The 16,444-nt window shown below is 65.3% G+C and carries 15 protein-coding genes; 10 read left to right on the forward strand and 5 right to left on the reverse strand.

Annotation, left to right across the window (positions count from 1 at the left end):
- Nucleotide 1: 1 nt before the first annotated feature.
- From AC3WS4_RS13445 to AC3WS4_RS13465, 5 genes are all read right to left on the reverse strand, one after another.
- Nucleotides 2-1,237: a type IV secretion system protein gene (locus AC3WS4_RS13445; protein ID WP_492739701.1), complete on the reverse strand. Its 1,236-nt coding sequence runs from the start codon at nt 1,235-1,237 to the stop codon at nt 2-4.
- On the reverse strand, nt 1,234-3,612 hold the full coding sequence (locus AC3WS4_RS13450) for a VirB4 family type IV secretion/conjugal transfer ATPase (RefSeq protein WP_492739790.1): 2,379 nt from the start codon (nt 3,610-3,612) through the stop codon (nt 1,234-1,236). The genes AC3WS4_RS13445 and AC3WS4_RS13450 overlap by 4 nt, the downstream gene beginning before the upstream one ends.
- On the reverse strand, nt 3,585-3,869 hold the full coding sequence (locus tag AC3WS4_RS13455; protein WP_056351740.1) for a VirB3 family type IV secretion system protein: 285 nt from the start codon (nt 3,867-3,869) through the stop codon (nt 3,585-3,587). Before AC3WS4_RS13455 ends, AC3WS4_RS13450 begins: the two co-directional genes overlap by 28 nt.
- A 9-nt stretch (nt 3,870-3,878) precedes the next feature.
- Nucleotides 3,879-4,202, reverse strand: coding sequence for a TrbC/VirB2 family type IV secretion system protein (locus AC3WS4_RS13460; protein ID WP_262408008.1), 324 nt, complete (start codon nt 4,200-4,202; stop codon nt 3,879-3,881).
- A 228-nt stretch (nt 4,203-4,430) separates the two neighbouring features.
- Nucleotides 4,431-7,694 (reverse strand): amidohydrolase family protein, encoded by a 3,264-nt coding sequence (locus AC3WS4_RS13465; protein WP_492739699.1) that lies wholly within the window; start codon nt 7,692-7,694, stop codon nt 4,431-4,433.
- A gap of 142 nt (nt 7,695-7,836) precedes the next feature.
- Here AC3WS4_RS13465 and AC3WS4_RS13470 point away from each other — a divergent pair, with 142 nt between their 5' ends.
- The 10 genes from AC3WS4_RS13470 to AC3WS4_RS13515 all read left to right on the forward strand — a co-directional run bounded on the left by AC3WS4_RS13470 (nt 7,837) and on the right by AC3WS4_RS13515 (nt 16,408).
- Nucleotides 7,837-9,015 (forward strand): CaiB/BaiF CoA transferase family protein, encoded by a 1,179-nt coding sequence (locus AC3WS4_RS13470; RefSeq protein ID WP_492739697.1) that lies wholly within the window; start codon nt 7,837-7,839, stop codon nt 9,013-9,015.
- Between the two features lie 72 nt (nt 9,016-9,087).
- The gene (gene yghU, locus AC3WS4_RS13475; RefSeq protein ID WP_492739695.1) at nt 9,088-9,969 is read left to right on the forward strand and encodes a glutathione-dependent disulfide-bond oxidoreductase; all 882 of its coding nucleotides are present in this window, start codon (nt 9,088-9,090) and stop codon (nt 9,967-9,969) included.
- Nucleotides 9,970-10,074: 105 nt separating this feature from the next.
- Nucleotides 10,075-10,683, forward strand: a complete 609-nt coding sequence (locus tag AC3WS4_RS13480) for a phage tail protein (RefSeq protein ID WP_492739694.1) — start codon at nt 10,075-10,077, stop codon at nt 10,681-10,683.
- 3 nt (nt 10,684-10,686) lie between these two features.
- Nucleotides 10,687-11,355: a phage tail protein gene (locus AC3WS4_RS13485; protein ID WP_492739693.1), complete on the forward strand. Its 669-nt coding sequence runs from the start codon at nt 10,687-10,689 to the stop codon at nt 11,353-11,355.
- Between the two features lie 44 nt (nt 11,356-11,399).
- A complete protein-coding gene (locus AC3WS4_RS13490) occupies nt 11,400-12,023 on the forward strand; it encodes a phage tail protein (protein ID WP_187141412.1) in 624 nt (207 codons plus the stop codon).
- Nucleotides 12,024-12,121: 98 nt separating this feature from the next.
- The gene (locus AC3WS4_RS13495; protein WP_492739691.1) at nt 12,122-12,727 is read left to right on the forward strand and encodes a phage tail protein; all 606 of its coding nucleotides are present in this window, start codon (nt 12,122-12,124) and stop codon (nt 12,725-12,727) included.
- A gap of 62 nt (nt 12,728-12,789) precedes the next feature.
- Nucleotides 12,790-13,395, forward strand: a complete 606-nt coding sequence (locus AC3WS4_RS13500; RefSeq protein WP_187141410.1) for a phage tail protein — start codon at nt 12,790-12,792, stop codon at nt 13,393-13,395.
- Between the two features lie 78 nt (nt 13,396-13,473).
- Nucleotides 13,474-14,058: a phage tail protein gene (locus AC3WS4_RS13505; protein ID WP_262408007.1), complete on the forward strand. Its 585-nt coding sequence runs from the start codon at nt 13,474-13,476 to the stop codon at nt 14,056-14,058.
- A gap of 302 nt (nt 14,059-14,360) precedes the next feature.
- On the forward strand, nt 14,361-14,777 hold the full coding sequence (locus AC3WS4_RS13510; RefSeq protein WP_492739690.1) for a TadE/TadG family type IV pilus assembly protein: 417 nt from the start codon (nt 14,361-14,363) through the stop codon (nt 14,775-14,777).
- Nucleotides 14,774-16,408: a TadG family pilus assembly protein gene (locus AC3WS4_RS13515; protein WP_492739689.1), complete on the forward strand. Its 1,635-nt coding sequence runs from the start codon at nt 14,774-14,776 to the stop codon at nt 16,406-16,408. The genes AC3WS4_RS13510 and AC3WS4_RS13515 overlap by 4 nt, the downstream gene beginning before the upstream one ends.
- Nucleotides 16,409-16,444: the final 36 nt, after the last annotated feature.

The following is a 16,444-nucleotide window of genomic DNA, read 5'->3' on the forward strand; positions in this document are numbered from 1 at the left end:
ATCAGCGTGTGTCCCGGCGGCTGCCGCTCGTCGAGGTGCGACCGGTGGTGCGGCGGCGCGACGGTGCGTCGCTGCCGCCATCGATGGAGGCGCGTTGCGGATTGCGCGGCGCGTTGGTGGCGGACACGGCCCCGGCGACGGCACGGGCGCGGTCATTGCCGCCGCCCGCACCCGCGCCGGCGGTCGTTTCGCGGCGCTGCATCGCCTCGACCGCATCGACGACGACCGCGGCGCGCGAGCGCGGATCCTGACGTTCGGCGGGCTGGGCGAGCGGGCGCTGACCGGCCTGTCCGGCGGCGCCGCCGAGCGAGGCGGGCAGATATTGCTGCGTCCACTGCCAGCTCGGCAGGCGCAGGCCCGCCGCGACATAGAAGGAGACGAGCAGCACCGCGAGGGCGACGAAGGCGAAGACGATGCCGAGCACGAGCAATTCTGTCGCCGATCCCTGGATCGAATAGCCCGACGCGCGCAGGTTGATCAGCGTTACGACACGCGGCTGGACGATCGCAGTCTCGACCGCGAGGACCAGCGAACTCGCGGTGGTGCCGAGGGTGAGGCCGATCAGTCCGCGCAGCCAGCCGCCGAACAGGCCGCGCGTCGCGTCGAAGAGCAGGAAGGCGATGAAGAGCGGAGCGAGCGCGAGCAGGACGCCGGCGGCGAGGCGGGTGAGAGCGATGCTGCCGATCGCGCCGGTCAGAAAACTCATCCGCGCGGCGCCGAGCGCCTTGGTCTCATAGGTGGTGTCGGGTTCGATGCCCTGATCATCGCTGACCCCGGCCCGGTTAGGCTCGGCGCCGATGCCCCAGGCGTTGAGCGTGCGCAGCGCGCGGTCGGTTTCGGACAGGCGCGCGGTCAGCGCCGTCCCGCCGCCGTCGAGCGAGGCCGCACCGCCGACGGTCGCGCCGAGCTGCGCCGGTGCGTCGATCGCGACGTCATAGACAAGGGTGCGGAAGGCCGGCCAGCTCGTTGCGAGGGCGAGGACGATGCCGATCTTGGCGAAGATCAGCAGCCCGCCGCCAAGATCGGGGCCGCGCCCGACGAACATGCGGTAGCCGATCAGCGCGACGAAAATCGTCAGCATCGCGGTGAGGAAGGCCATGATGCCGGACCCCGGCGCCGACAGCGCGAGATAACCGGCGTTGCCGATCGTCTGCGCCTGACACTCGATGGCGCTCAATGTCCCGGCGACGAAGCTGTCGCCCGAGGATGGCGTGCAGGTGGCGAGGGCAAAGCTCATGCGACGGCCAGCAGGCGCGACATCCACGCGCCGGGATCGTCGCCCGCGGTCTCGCGGATCTGGTCGAGCAGCCGCACGGTACGCTCGCGGCCCGAGAGGATGGTCAGCAGGTCGCGCTCTCCGGTCAGGTTGAGCCGCACGACGACGCTGTCATTGCCATGCTTGACGAGGAAGCAATGCGCATCGTCGGGCAGGGTGCGGATGAGCTGATACTCATGCTCGGTCAGCCCGAAGCCGTCCATATAGTCGGCAGCGCGGGCTTTCGGGTTCGCCATGAAGATCTGCGTCGCGACCTGTTCGATCAGCGCGCTGGCGATCTTGCTTTCGAGCGCGTCCTGCGCGCTCTGCGTCGCGAAGCCGACGATGCCGTTGCGCTTGCGGATCGTCTTTTCCCAATCCTTGATCCGGCGCACGAAGACATCGTCGTCGAGCGCCTTCCAGCCCTCGTCGACGACGATGATCGTTTTCTCGCCGGTCAGCCGCTCCTCGACGCGGTGGAAGAGATACATCATCGTCGGCGTGCGCATCGCGGCATCGTCGAGGATGACGGTCATGTCGAAGCCGATCGTCGGGCTGTCCATGTCGGTCAGGTCCTCGACATTGTCGAACAGCCAGGCGCGTTCGCCATCGCCCCACCAGGGCCGCAGCCGTGACCACATGTCATCGGCGCGCGGACGGGCGCCGCCGCGGAACAGTTCGGCGACATGGCGCAGGCGGCGGTGCGCGGGCGGCTGCGCATAGCTTGCGTCGACCGCATCCTTGATCTGCGCCATTTCCTCGATGCTGGCGCCGCCGACGAGCTGCGTGAGCCAGTCGATGAGGAACTGGCGGTTGACCGGGGTGTCGTCGAGCTGGAGCGGGTTGAGCCCGCTCGCGACCCCGGGCCGAAGCTGGTCGTAGCGGCCGCCGATCGCGCGGATGAACAGCTCGGCACCGCGATCCTTGTCGAAGAAGATGATGCGCGGGTCGAAACGGCGCGCCTGCGCGAGCAGGAAATTGACGACGACGGTCTTGCCCGAGCCCGACGGGCCGATGACGGTGAAGTTGCCGAGGTCGCCCTGGTGGAAATTGAAATAATAGGGACCGGCGGCGGTGGTTTCGAACACCGTCACCGCCTTGCCCCAGACATTGCCTTCGGCGCGGCCCGCGGCGAAATTATGCCCGCTGGCCAGCCCGGCGAAATTGGCCGAGGAGACCATGCCGCGGCGGACGATATATTTGAAGTTGCCGGGGAACTGCGACCAGAAGCTCGGTTCGAGCGCGACATCCTCGCGCACCGAGATAATGCCGAGTTCGGCAAGCGAGGCCTGGACGTCGGCGATGTTGGCGCTGACCTCGACCTCGCTCGCGCCATGGACGGCGATCGTCATATGATGTTCGCCGAAGGCGGCGCGGCCCGCCGCAACATCGTCCTTGGCGCGCGCGAGCTGATCGCGCAGGCTGAGCGCCTCATCCTCGGTCGAGCGCATGCGCCGCAGCGCGAGGTTCATCTTGCCGAGCGCTGGCTGGCGGTCGACGAAGGCGAAGCTTTGCGCCATCACCATTTCGAAGGGCAGGCGCAGCAATTCGTCGAACATGCCGGTCGCGGTCGACGCGGGATAATCCTTGATCGCGACGATGCCGACGAAACGGCGCTCGGCATTGCCGACGGGGGCGAGCTCGATCGTCTCGGCGCCGAAGCTGATCCGGCGATCGGGCAGATAGTCGCCGGCGTCCTGATGCGGCGCGAGCAGGCGGCGCGGCTCGCCCGAGAAGAGCTGGCCGAAAAATTCGAGCGGTTCGGAGCAAAGCCCCTGATCGGTGTCGTAGAGACCGAGCAGTTCGGGCTGGTAGCTGCCGAGCTGCGCCATCAGCGCCTCGCGCGCGGTGTCGAGCAGGCGCAGTTCCTGCGTCACCGTGGCGCGATAATCCTGCCCGGTCGAGCCGAGCCAGCCCGACAGGCGATCGAGCAACCCCATGCGCCCCGGCGCCGGGCGGCGGACGAGGGTGAGATAGAGGTCGTTGCGATAGAGTTGCTTGGTCGCGAGCCGCGCCTGCCAGCGTTCGTCGAGTCCCTCCGAGAAATCATCGCCGAAATCGCTGTCGAGGGTGATGCTCGCCTCGCGCCGCACGACGTGATGATAGAGCGCGTAGCGCGACGATCCGATCGCCTGCAGCATCGCGTCGCGGAGCAGCTTGCGGTAATTGAGCTCGTCGCTGTCGGCGGTCTCGAACAGGATGCCGCGCAGGCGGATGACCTGCATCAGCATGCCGTCGCGGGTCTCGATCGTGTGATCGTCGACATGGCGGCCATAGGGCAAATGCTTGCCCGCCGGCACCTCGCCGTCGCTCGCCGCCGGGTGCGGTTTCAGGGTCGGTAGGAGTTGCACTGCCAGGTCTTGAAATTCTTGACGCGGGGACAGCGGCTGACCTTGGTCAGCCATATGTCGAAGAAGCGCGGTTCGCGCAGGCACAGCAATGCGCCGACCAGGTGGACCAGCAGCGCGCCGAACAGCGCCCAGAGCGAGCGGAAGATCAGGAACAGCTCGGTCGCGACGATCGCGTTGATCACGAAGAAGCTGTAGGTGACGCCCGCGAACATCTGCGGGCGGGTCAGCGCTACAAACAGGGGGTCGCGGTCGAGGTCGCTCACGGCGAGCCCCTAGAGTCCGCCGGAGGTCGACTGGATGCCGGCGACGATGCTGGCAGCGCCGAACAGGATGAAGCAACCGAGGATCACGGTGGCGCCGTAACGCCAGTTGATCCGTCCGGTGAGCATCAGGAAGCCGACCGAGGCGACCGCGATGATCGCGACGACGGTGGCGACGGTGCCGAGCAGCGTGCCTTGCAGCCACCGCACCGCGTTGACGATGGCGCCAGACCCCTCGGGGTCGGGAAGGCTGCTTTGCGCATAGGCGGCGGATGCATGGAAAAGGCCGGTCGCGGTGGCAGCAATCGCCGATAGTCTGGCACTTAGTTTACGCAAAATCATCCCCCCGGCCTGCAGGCCTCAGCACTCCCCAAGCTTAAAACTCTATAGGCAAAGGGCTTCATGGTGCAAGGGCGATGCGCCGTTCACCCCAACAGTTCGTCGTTTCATAGCGGGAGCATGAAACCAGTCTCCGTCATTGCGAGGAGCCGAAGGCGACGCGGCAATCCAGAGCCTGCGTAAACCGTTCTGGATTGCTTCGCTTCGCTCGCAATGACGACTAGATTAATTCGATGGTGCCGACGGCAAATCGCTTTCCCAGCCATAGGGTGCCCGCTTGCGGCTCCCGGTGTCGACCTCGTTCATCGTCAGCGGATCGTACAGCCGCCCGCCGAGCATCACGCGATGGATCTTGTCGGTGTTGCGGATGTCCTGCGTCGGATCAGCGTCGAGGATCAAGAGATCGGCGAGCTTGCCAGGTTCGAGCGAGCCGATGTCCTTCGCATAGCCGAGCGATCGCGCGGGCATGATCGTGGCGGCGCGCAGCGCGTCGATGTTGCTCCAGCCGCCGCGCACGAACGACCATATCTCCCAATGTGCGCCGAGCCCCGATTGCTGGCCGTGTGCGCCGATCGAGACGTTGCGCCCCGCCTGCGCGATCTTCCACGCCTCGCGCGCCGAATCGTCGTCGACATAATCGCCCTCGGGCGCGATCGTGCGGCGCTTGTTCTGGGCGGCGAGTTCGGTCGGCGGCGCGTGGCGCGACAGGATCGGATGCTCCCAGACATTGGTGTGAGCACGCCAATAGGGATCGCCCGCCGGGCCGCCATAGGTCACGACCAATGTCGGGGTGTAATCGACAGTGGTCTGGCCCCAGAGCTGAACCAGATCCTGATAGAAGGTGTGTAGCGGGATATTATGCTCGACGGTCGAATTGCCGTCCTGGATCAGCGTCAGGTCCATCGTGTAGAGCGAACCGCCCTCGGGAACGACCTCCATGCCTTCGGCCTGGGCGGCCTTCACGACCATTTGCCGCTGTTCGCGGCGCGGCTGGTTGTAATTCTTGACGCTGTGGGCGCCCTGCGCCTTCAGGCGGCGGACATGGGCGAGGGCATCCTCATAGCTGTTGATCTCGGCATAGACCCCTGCCGCCTTAGCGCCGTAGATGATCTCGCCGGTCGAGAAGATGCGCGGCGCGAGGATCACCCCGGCGCGCTGCATTTCGGCCGAGGGGAAAATCTCCGATGCGCGCGACGACGGGTTGTGGCTGGTCGTCGTGCCCATCGCGAGATTGACGATTTCGGACCAGTTCTGCTGCGGGACCAACTCGTCGTCGCCGTGCGAGCCATGCGCATGGGCATCGACGAAGCCCGGGACGATCGTCTTGCCGGCGGCATCGACGGTGACCGCGCCCGCGGGGACGCTGATCGACGCGAGCGGACCGACCGCGGTGATGCGGTCGCCTTCGATGACGATCGCGCCATTGTCGATGATGCCGCCGTCGTTGCCGGCCATGGTGACGATGCGGGCGCCGGTGATGACGACCGTGCCTTTGTGCTTCGCGGCGGCCTGCGTCATCGCCAGCGAAACGCCGTCGGTTGGCGGCGCAAATTTGGGTGCTTTGTCGTCCGCCGGGGCGTTGGTGAAGAGGCTGGCGAGGTCGGCGCTGAACAGGGTCGCGCCGCGGCTCCAGTGAAGCTTCGCGCCGCCGTTCGACCAGTGCATGAAATCGGCGCCGCTGCCGCTGACGCGGGTGACCGGCAGCGCGCCGCTCTTGGTGCCGAGCGACACGTCCTGCCCGCCGGGCATCAGCGGGGTGACATAAGCATCGTAATTCTGCCGGAACGCGAGCGTGCGGCCGTCGGGCGAGATTTCATAGTCGCTGACCAGTTCGCCGTTCGCATGTGTGCGCTTGTCCTGCCCGTGGAGGTCGGTGCTGACGAGCTGGCTCTTGCCGTCGCCGGCGGTGATCATGAAGATGCGGTCGTTGTCGGCACCGAATTGCGGCTTGGCGCCGTCGGAACTGATGCGCTCGGGCGTGCCGCCCGCGGCGGCGATGCGATAGATGCCGGGGTCCTCGCTCCAACGCGTTGAGGTCAGCCCGCCGCTACCACGCTTTTCGAAGGCGATCGTCTTACCGTCGGGCGAGAAGCGCGGTTCGGCGTAATGGCCGGGATTGACCGTGACCTTGCGCGCGGTGCCGCCGGCCGCCGGGATCACCTGGATTTCGCCGAGGCCGCTGTCGGTCCAGCGCACAAAAACGATCGATTTGTTGTCGCGCGACCAGCTCGGCCACAGCTCCATCGCATCGTCCTTGGTCGAGGTCAGCCGGCGCGCGGTGCCGCCGGTCGCGGGCTTGGTCCACAGCTTGCCGAGCGTTTCGAACACGACGGTGCGGCCATCGGGCGAGACTTCGGCCCAGCGCGGCATCTTCGTTTCGAAGCTGTCGGGGGCGACGTCGACGGTCGGGTGGGTCGAGTCGATCACGACGCGGTCGTCGGCGATGCGGAACGGGATGATCCGCGCCTCGCCGCCATCCGCGCCGACGCGGCGGAGCTTGCCGCCGGCCCAGAAGACGATGTCCTTGTTGTCGCGGGTCCAGGCCATGTTCGGATAGACGCCGGTGACCGCCCATGTTTCCTGCACATCCTGGTCGAGCGCGTCGTAGATCTTGCGCTCCTGCCCCGAAGCGAGGTCCTTCACATAGAGTTTCGACTGGGTGCCTTCGCGGCGGACGAAGGCAAGCTTCTTGCCGTCGGGCGAAGGGGTGGGACGCACCGCGCCGCCGGCACCCGAGGCCGCGGTGCTGATTTCGCCATCGGCGAGCGCATAGCGTTCGATGTGGAACAGGTCGCTGTTGCTGTCCTGCGCATATTCGAAGATCGGGCCGGGGGTGACGTTGCGCGTGTAGAAGACGCTCTTGCCGTCGGCGGCGAAGATCGGCTCGCCGAGTTCCTTTTGCAGCCGCTCGCTCGCCTTCTTGACCAGCGGCACGCCCGCGCCGCCCGAGACATGGTACATCCAGACTTCGCCGGTGCCGAGCGAGCGACCGGTGGTGAAATGCTTCTTTGCGACGATGAACTGGCCGTCGGGCGACCAGCTCGGCTGGTTGAGCAGGCGGAAATCCTCCTTCGACAGCTGGACCTTGCCGCTGCCGTCGCGGTTCATCAGCCAGATATTGTCGCCGCCGCCGCGATCCGAGACAAAGGCGATGCGGCTGCCGTCGGGCGAGAAGCGCGGCTGGTGCTCATAGGCGAGGCCTTCGGCGATGCGCGTTGGCGTGCCACCCTCGATCGGCATCGTGTAGATATCGCCGAGCAGGTCGAAGGCGATCATCCGCCCGTCGGGCGCGACATCGACGTTCATCCAGCTGCCCTCGTCGACCGCGATATTGACCTTGCGCGTCGTCATGCCGGGGGGCGCATTGACGTCCCACTTTTCGGCCTTCTTGTCTCCGTTTTCGGATGGGGCGGGCGCCGTAGCGGTTTGAGCGAAGACTGAGGTCGAGCAGGCCAGCGACATGGCCAGGGCGAGTGCATAGCGCGCCATTTTAGTTTCCCCTGTTGAAATAATGCTGCGACCATATGGCTTTGCCGCCCGAGTGCAAGCGCGGGGTTTCGATGAAGGCGCTGGTCCGGTCGACGGACGGCTGCTAGCCCGTTCGCCAGAAACATAAGCGGGAGAGCAAGGCGTGCCATTGACGGGTATCCGGGTGCTGGATTTCGGACGCTATATCGCCGGTCCCTATTGCGGCGCGCTGCTCGCCGACTACGGCGCCGACGTGATCCGCATCGAGGCGCCCGGCGGCAATGAGGACCGCTTTTCGGTGCCGGTTGCCGAGGATGGGTCGGGGGCGATGTTCCTGCAGATGAACCGCGGCAAGCGCTGCCTCACGCTCAAGCCAGGCAGCGATGAGGGGCGCGTGATCGTGCGCAAGCTGGTCGCCACCGCCGATGTCGTGATCGCCAACATGCCCGACGACGCGCTGGTTAAGCTGGGGCTCGATTATCCGACGCTGTCGGCGCTCAACCCACGCATCATCCTGGTCACCGCTTCGGCTTTCGGAACAGAAGGGCCGTTGGCGCAGCATGTCGGTTTCGACGCGGTCGGACAGGCGATGTCGGGCGCGGTGCATATCGGCGGCAAGCATGGCGAACCCGCGCGGGCGCAGGTCAATTATGTCGATTTCACCACCGCGCTGCATTGCGCCTTCGGCGTGATGCTGGCGCTGCGCGAACGCGAGACGACGGGGAGGGGGCAGCGCGTGTCGGGATCGCTGCTCGGCACCGCGCTCGCGATCACCAACGGGCTGACGATCGACCATGCGCTGAACGGCATCGACCGCGGCATGATGGGCAACCGCGCCTTCAGTTCGGCGCCGACCGACATCTTCGCGACGCAGGACGGATGGATCATGACGCAGGTCGTCGGCAACCCGATCTTTGCGCGCTGGGCGCGGCTGGTCGGGCGGCCGGAGCTGGTCGACGACCCGCGCTTCTCTAACGACATTACGCGTGGTGGCCATGGTGAGGAACTGAGCGCAGTGATGGCCGAATGGTGTGCGGCGCGGACGAACGAAGCGGCGCTGGCCGAACTCGGCGCGGCGAAGGTGCCGGCGGGGGCGGTGCTGAAGCCGTCGGAGGCGCTGGCGCACCCGCAGGTCGCGGCGACGGGGCTGGTCGAAGCGATGGCCTATCCGGGCGCCTTTGGTGCGGCGCCCGTCGTGCGCACCCCGATCACCCTGTCGGCGAGTGCCAAGGCCGATCCCGCCGCCGCGCCGCAGGTCGGCGAGCATAGCGACGCGATCCTCGCGGCGATCGGTTATGATGCCGACGCGATTTCGGCTTTGCGGGCGCAAAGTATAATTTGAGCCGCCCTGCTGGACGTTGAGGCTGCGAATGATTAGATACCGGTCAGTACAGATTTAGCGCAGGAGTGCCCGATGAGCGACGCCAACGACTATGTTCCGCCGAAGGTCTGGACCTGGGACAAGGAAAGCGGCGGGCGCTTTGCGAACATTAACCGGCCGATCGCCGGGCCGACCCACGACAAGGACCTGCCGGTCGGTAAGCACCCGCTCCAGCTCTATTCGCTCGGCACGCCCAATGGCGTGAAAGTCACGGTCATGCTCGAAGAGCTGCTCGCAGCGGGCCATAGCGGCGCCGAATATGACGCCTGGCTGATCAACATCGGCGAGGGCGACCAGTTTTCGAGCGGTTATGTTGCCGCCAACCCCAACAGCAAGATCCCGGTGATGGTCGACCGCAGCGGCGCGGCGCCGATCCGCATCTTTGAATCGGGCGCGATCCTGATCCACCTTGCCGAGAAGTTCGGCGCCTTCCTGCCGACCGAAACCGCGGCGCGCGCCGAGGTGCTGTCGTGGCTGATGTGGCAGATGGGCAGCACGCCCTTCCTTGGCGGCGGCTTCGGCCATTTCTACGCCTATGCGCCATATAAGATGGAATATCCGATCAACCGCTATGCGATGGAAGTGAAGCGCCAGCTCGACGTGCTCGACCGCCGCCTTGCCGAAAGCGAGTATCTGGGTGGCAGCGACTACAGCATTGCCGACATGGCGACCTGGCCCTGGTATGGCGCGCTGGCCAAGGGGCTGGTCTATGACGCCGGCGAGTTCCTGCAGGTGCACGAATATAAGAATGTCCAGCGCTGGACAGATGCAATCGCCAAGCGGCCCGCAGTCAAGCGCGGGCGCATGGTCAACCGGGTGACCGGCGACCCCGCGAGCCAGTTGCACGAGCGGCACGACGCGTCGGATTTCGACACGCGGACACAGGACAAATTGGCGGTCGCCGACGGCAGCTGATCGTCGAGGCCGGTTCAAGCGGCTGAAATATATGAATTGTCGGCTTTGACTTTCAGCAAACAGCCGTTACCGTTCCCCGACTTGCGGCATCAAGGGGGGGTGGCTGTGCTACGCAGATTCACATATATTTCGGCATCCGCACTGGCGATCGGCGCGGCGAGCCTTGCGGCACCCGCGGCGGCGCAGTACAATTATGTCGGTCAGATTATCAAAACTGCCGGCAGTTTCTGCCCGAGGGGCACGTTGAATGCCGAGGGGCAGCTGCTGAGCATCGCGCAGGAAAGCACGCTTTATAATCTATACGGCACCACTTATGGCGGCGACGGGGTCACCACCTTTGCATTGCCCGATTTTCGTGGACGCTCGTCGATCAGCGTGGGGCAGGGCCCGGGTCTGACCAACCGTGTCCTCGGGCAAAAAAGCGGCACCGAGACCAATTTGATGACGATCGCCAACATGCCGCGGCATGAGCATGTCGCGCTGCTCCGCACCACATCGGCGGCGGGTGATTCGCAGCGTTCGTTCCGCAACGTTTTCGCGACCACGCCCGCGAACAAATATGTCAGCGGAACCGTCCCGGTGTCGAACCTGATGAATCGCGAGACGGTGATCATCCGGCCGACCGGCGGCGACCAGCCGTGGGACCATCGGCCGCCGACGCTGACGATCCGTTATTGCGTCGTCACGGCCGGCATCTATCCGTCGTCGAATTAGGCGGTGCTGGGCGCGGCGGCGCTTCGGGTAAAGGGCTTTAGGGGAAATATCATGCGGCACGGAAAATCTCTGGCGCTGGCCACGGCATCGGTGGCGGCGATTGCATCGGCAACGCCCGCGGCGGCGCAAACTTTCTTTCTCGGACAGATTTTGGAGGTCGGAGCGGCTTACTGCCCGCGCGGTTTTGCAAGCGCGAGCGGACAGCTTCTCTCGATCCAGCAGAATACGGCCTTGTTTTCGCTGCTCGGCACGACCTATGGCGGCAATGGCGTCAACACTTTTGCGCTTCCCGACATCCGCGGCCGGATGGTGATCGGCGACGGGCAACTCGGCGGTGGCGCATTCTATCAACAAGGTCAGATTTCCGGGCAGGAGACTGTCACGCTGACGAGCAATACGCTGCCGTCGCATTCCCATGCCGGGGCGTTCTTGTCGTTGACCGATGCGACGAACGAGCGGCGGTCGTTCCGCAATGCCTTTGCGACGACCCCCGACAACCAGTATAAAACGCCGCCGGTGAGCGGCCCGGTGTCGTTTGACGGCACCATGCATTCCGAAACGCTGACGGTCCAGAAGACCGGCACCGACGGGGTGCCGATTCCGAATATGTCGCCCTTTCTGGTGACCCAGTATTGCGTCGTGCTGCAGGGCATATTCCCCTCGCGCAACTGAGCTGCGCTTTCGGGCGATCGAAACATCGAAATTGGAGGCGGGACATGGCAGGCAAGACGGCAATCCGGAATTTCACCCTGGCGCTCGTGGCGGGCGGCAGCACTTTGGCCTATTCGGCACCGGCGCAGGCCGACGCTGCAGATCCTTACCTCGGCGAAATGTTTCAGGTCGGCTTCAACTTCTGTCCGCGCGGCTTTCTCCAGGCCAGCGGTCAAACATTGCCGATTTCGCAGAATACGGCGCTTTTTTCGCTGTTGGGCACCACCTATGGCGGCAATGGCCAGACGACCTTTGCCCTGCCGAATATGAGCGGCCGCTCCGCCAATCATCCGGGGCAGGGGCCCGGGCTGTCGACCTATGACCCCGGGCAGCAGGCGGGAGCCGAAACCACGACGCTGACTGTGGCCAACCTGCCCAAGCACGACCACCGCGCCGCGATCCAGACCGCGAATGCGCAGGCCAATAGCACGACCGCTTCGGGCAACGCGTTCGGCATCTCGTCGAACAACAGCTTCCTGACCGGGATCGATCCGACAGGCAACACCATGGATCGCACGATGGTACAGGTCCTGCCGACCGGCGGGTCGCAGCCGCTTACGAACCGGCCGCCCTATATTGCGCTGAAATGGTGCATCGCGGTCGAGGGCATTTTCCCGGCGCGCAACTAAAGTCCTCCCAAATTCTTTTGGGATAAGCAAAGGTCGTTTGACTTTGAAGTAAAAACATTTAGCCTTCGCGCCATTGATCAGGGCAGGGGGACGGGGCAATGGCTTTCGTGCATAAATCGCGTTGGTATGCGGCTGCGGTCGCGGTGATCGGACTGGCGGCGCCGGCGGCGGCTCAGGACACTTATATGGGGGAATTGTTGAAGGTCCCCTATAATTTCTGCCCGCGCGATACCTATGAAGCGAACGGGCAATTGATCTCGATCGCGAACAATTCGGCGCTCTATACGCTGTTCGGGACGACCTATGGCGGCGACGGGGTGAACACCTTCGCCATGCCCGACATGCGCGGGCGCTATTCGATGCACGTCGGGACCGGCAACGGGTTGACCACGCGCGTTCAGGGCCAGACCGGCGGCACCGAAACCAACACGATGACGCTGGCCGGGATGCCGAAGCACGAGCATATCGCGCTGATGAAGGCGACGAGCGACGCCGCCAATACCACCACGCCGGTTGGCAATAACTTTGCGACGACGCCGGCGATGAAATATATCAACGGTACCGCACCCAACTCGAACCTGATGGAGCGCGGGTCGATCGTCGTCGCGAACGCCGGCGGCAATCAGCCCTATTTGATCGTCCCGCCGCTGCTGGCGATCCGATATTGCGTGAAGGCATTCGGGATTTTCCCGTCGTCGAACTGACGGCGCGGGTCGGCGCGCGCTGGCGCGCATCGAGGGTAGAGGGATTTCAGGGGAGTATGACGATGCGGCATACAAAAATTCTCGCACTGGGCGCGGCAAGCGCGGCAGCGATCGCGGCGGTGCCGGCGGCGGCGCAGGACTATTATCTCGGGCAGATTATCGAGGTCGGCAACAGCTTCTGCCCGCGCGGCTGGGCCACCACCGACGGCCAGATTCTTTCGATCGCACAGAATACAGCGCTTTTTTCGTTGCTGGGGACCACCTATGGCGGCAATGGTGTCCAGACCTTCGCGCTGCCCGACCTGCGCGGGCGCATGGCGATCAGCCAGGGTCAGGGGCCGGGCCTTAGCCCCTATGCCCTGGGCCAGGTCGGCGGAGCGCAGCAGGCAACACTGAACCAGTCGAACCTGCCGGCGCATATCCACGTCGCGACGATCGAAACCAATCCGGGCAATGCGACCGAGCGACGCTCTTTCCGCAATGCCTTCGCCGTGACGGCCGACAATCAATATGCGACCGGGACCAACCTGAACGTCACGATGCATGTCGATACGATCACGGTACAGGGCGCGGGCGACACCGCGACGACGACGGCGCCGACGGTGTCGCCGTTCCTCGTCAACCGTTTCTGCATCGCGCTGCAGGGCATATTCCCGTCGCGCAACTGATCGCGCTCGACGAACCTATTGAAATTTGGGGAGGCGTATATGACACGCACTGGGAATTTTCATAAAGTCGCGTTGCTGTTGGCGACGACCGCCAGCTCGCTGGCCTATACGTCGCCGGCATCGGCGCAGGCGACCGAGATGTACCTTGGCCAGATGATGCAGGTCGGCTTCAATTTCTGCCCGCGTGGCTGGGCATCGGCGTCGGGCCAGATTCTGGCGATCAGCACCAACACGGCGTTGTTCTCGTTGCTGGGAACCACCTATGGCGGCAATGGGCAGACGACGTTCGCGCTGCCCGACATGCGCGGGCGCATGGCGATCAACCAGGGCAGCGGACCGGGTCTGTCGCCCTATCTTTTGGGCGAACAGACGGGAACCGAAACGACGACGTTGCTGACGACCCAAATCCCGAGCCACACCCACCGCTCGGCGGTCCAGACCGCGGTGCCGCAGGCGAATGCGACCACCGCGAGCGGCAATGCCTTCGGTATTTCGTCGAACAGCAGCTTCCTGGGCGGCAGTGACCCGGTCGGCAATTTGATGAGTCCGGGAACAGTCCAGTTCCAGCCGACGGGCAACAATATCCCGATCCCCGTTCGCCCGCCCTATCTGACGGTGCAGTGGTGCATCGCGACGCAGGGCATTTTCCCCGCGCGCAACTGACGCGGGGATAGGGATTTCGCGATCGTCTGACCGATCGTCGTGGTTTCGAAAGCCGCGCCCTCCAGGGGGTGCGGCTTTCGCCGTTTTCGGCGCCTAATTTTCCTGTTTTCCGACATCGGGGCCGGCGGCCATGGCAGGATCGCGTTAGCAATGTTCCTGCATCGAAACAAAAATGGCCGATTGCCGCCCGGACTGAAATATGCCCTCGATCAATCGGGTCCGGCAAAAATGTGTAATTCCGGTATTTCGCGATTCCGCGATGCAGGCAGGCCCGGTTACGCCCGCTGCGCATAATCGCCGGCATGACAAAGACATCGACCCGACTGGCCCGCGACCGGCGCGGCACCGCGATGATCGAGACGGCGCTGCTGCTGCCGCTCTTCCTGATGCTGTTGCTCGGCATCCTCATCTACGGTCAATATTTCCTGCTCGCGCACAGCGTCCAGCAGGCGGCGAACGACGGCGCACGCGCCGCGATCACGGGGCTCGATGCCGCCGATCGACGCGCCGTCGCGATCCGCGCGATCGACCGCAGCATGCACGGCGTCGGCGGTTATCGACGCGAATTGCGCAGCGTGCTGGTGTCCGAAAATGCGCAGGCGGTGACGGTCGATCTCGCCTATCATGTGCCCGAAGGCAATTTGCTGCGCTCGACACTCGTGCCCACGCCGGGCGATATCATCCGCGCCAGCGCGACCTTCGAACTGCCGGCCGAATGATGCGCGCGCGGGCCCTTCTTGTCCGGCTGTCGCGCGACGTTCGTGGCAGCATCAGCGTCGCCGCGGCTTTCGGCATGATCATGCTGATCGGGGCAGCCGCGCTCGCGGTCGATGTCGGATCGCTCCACCTCGATCGCCGCAAACTGCAGGGGATCGCCGACGCCGCGGCGATGGCGGCGGCGGCGAAGCCGGGCGAGGAGCGCGCCGCGGCCGAGCGCATCATCGCCGCCAATTGCAACTGCGACATCACGATCGCCGCGCTGACCCCCGGCCGCTATGTCGCCGACGTCGGTGTCGCCGCCGAACGGCGCTTCACGCCCGGCGGTGCGTCGCCCAACGCGGTGCGCGTCGTGCTAACGCGCGAGCATCGGCTGTTCTTCGGCCGCGTCATCACCGGACGCGACAGCAATATCATCAGCGCTTCGGCGACGGGGTCGCGGCGAGGCTACGCCGCCTTCTCGCTCGGGTCGCGCGTCGCGGCGGTGAGCGGCGGGGTCCCCAATGCTATCCTGTCGGCGCTAACCGGCAGCGAGCTCAACCTGTCGCTGATGGATTACAACGCGCTGGCCAGCGCCGACGTCGACCTGCTGAAATTCTCCGACGCCTTGCGCAGCGAGATCGGGGTCGAGGCGCTGACCTTCGGCCAGACGCTCGACGGCCGGGTAACGATGCCGCAGGTGCTGTCGGCGCTGGCGGCGGCATCGGACAGCCATGTCGCGCCGCTGGTCGAACATATGGCGGCGCGAGCGACCGCGACGCAACTCGTGCCGGCGTCGGCGATCGATCTTGGCCCGCGTTCGTCGAGCATACGGGTCGACGCCGCCAACCCGGTGCGCGTCAACCTGCTCAGCCTGTTGCGCACGATGCTGATCCTGGGATCCGCGGACCGGCAGGTCGACCTCGACCTCGTCGGCGCGCTGCCGGGCGGAACGCAGGCGAAGCTGGCGCTGATCATCGGCGAGCCGCCGGCGAATTCGCCGCTGATCGCGGTGACCGACGACAATCAGGTCGTCGTCCGCACCGCGCAGGTGCGATTGCGGATCGACACCCGGATCGCGACGCCGGTCGCGACGATCGAATTGCCGATCCTCGCCGAACTCGGATCGGCCTCGGCGCGGATTTCTGCGATCGATTGCAGCAAGAATGCGAGCAAGGCGGTAACGCTGGCGGTAACGACGTCGCCCGCGTCGCTGGCGATCGGGACGGTCACCGACAGCGCGTTTCGCGACATGAGCCGCCCGCTCGATCCCCAAAAGGCGCGCCTGCTGAAACTGCCGCTCGCCAGCGTCGACGCCGAGGCCGAACTTGTTCTGTCCGATCTGGCGGAAAAACCCGTCGCCTTCTCGCGAACGAATATCACCGACGGCACGGTCAAGACGGTGTCGAGCACGGGGTTGGTGGCGGGGGCGGCCAAGTCGCTCGCCGACCGCATGGACCTTAGCGGGGCGGTGCTGGGAATCGGGCTGAATCTGAGCGCTTTGAAGTCGCTTGTCGCCACCACGGTCGGCGCAACCGCGCCGCTGCTCGACGGGGTGCTGCAGCAGGTGACCGGGGTGCTCGGGGTCCATGTCGGGCAGGCCGATGCACGGGTCAACGCGCTGCGCTGCGGCCAGGCGAAGCTCGTCGGTTAGTCCGTTCCGGAGCGAAAGCGTCCCAAACCGACCCAT

Source organism: Sphingopyxis sp. EU05-FHT14B03 (assembly GCF_058790875.1).

Excerpts from the sequence above, each read along its gene's own strand:
- AC3WS4_RS13465 (WP_492739699.1), bottom strand. The coding sequence starts at position 7,694 with ATGGCGCGCTATGCACTCGCCCTGGCCATGTCGCTGGCCTGCTCGACC.
- AC3WS4_RS13510 (WP_492739690.1), top strand. The coding sequence starts at position 14,361 with ATGACAAAGACATCGACCCGACTGGCCCGCGACCGGCGCGGCACCGCG.
- AC3WS4_RS13500 (WP_187141410.1), top strand. The coding sequence starts at position 12,790 with ATGCGGCATACAAAAATTCTCGCACTGGGCGCGGCAAGCGCGGCAGCG.
- AC3WS4_RS13515 (WP_492739689.1), top strand. The coding sequence starts at position 14,774 with ATGATGCGCGCGCGGGCCCTTCTTGTCCGGCTGTCGCGCGACGTTCGT.
- AC3WS4_RS13445 (WP_492739701.1), bottom strand. The coding sequence starts at position 1,237 with ATGAGCTTTGCCCTCGCCACCTGCACGCCATCCTCGGGCGACAGCTTC.
- yghU (WP_492739695.1), top strand. The coding sequence starts at position 9,088 with ATGAGCGACGCCAACGACTATGTTCCGCCGAAGGTCTGGACCTGGGAC.
- AC3WS4_RS13495 (WP_492739691.1), top strand. The coding sequence starts at position 12,122 with ATGGCTTTCGTGCATAAATCGCGTTGGTATGCGGCTGCGGTCGCGGTG.
- AC3WS4_RS13490 (WP_187141412.1), top strand. The coding sequence starts at position 11,400 with ATGGCAGGCAAGACGGCAATCCGGAATTTCACCCTGGCGCTCGTGGCG.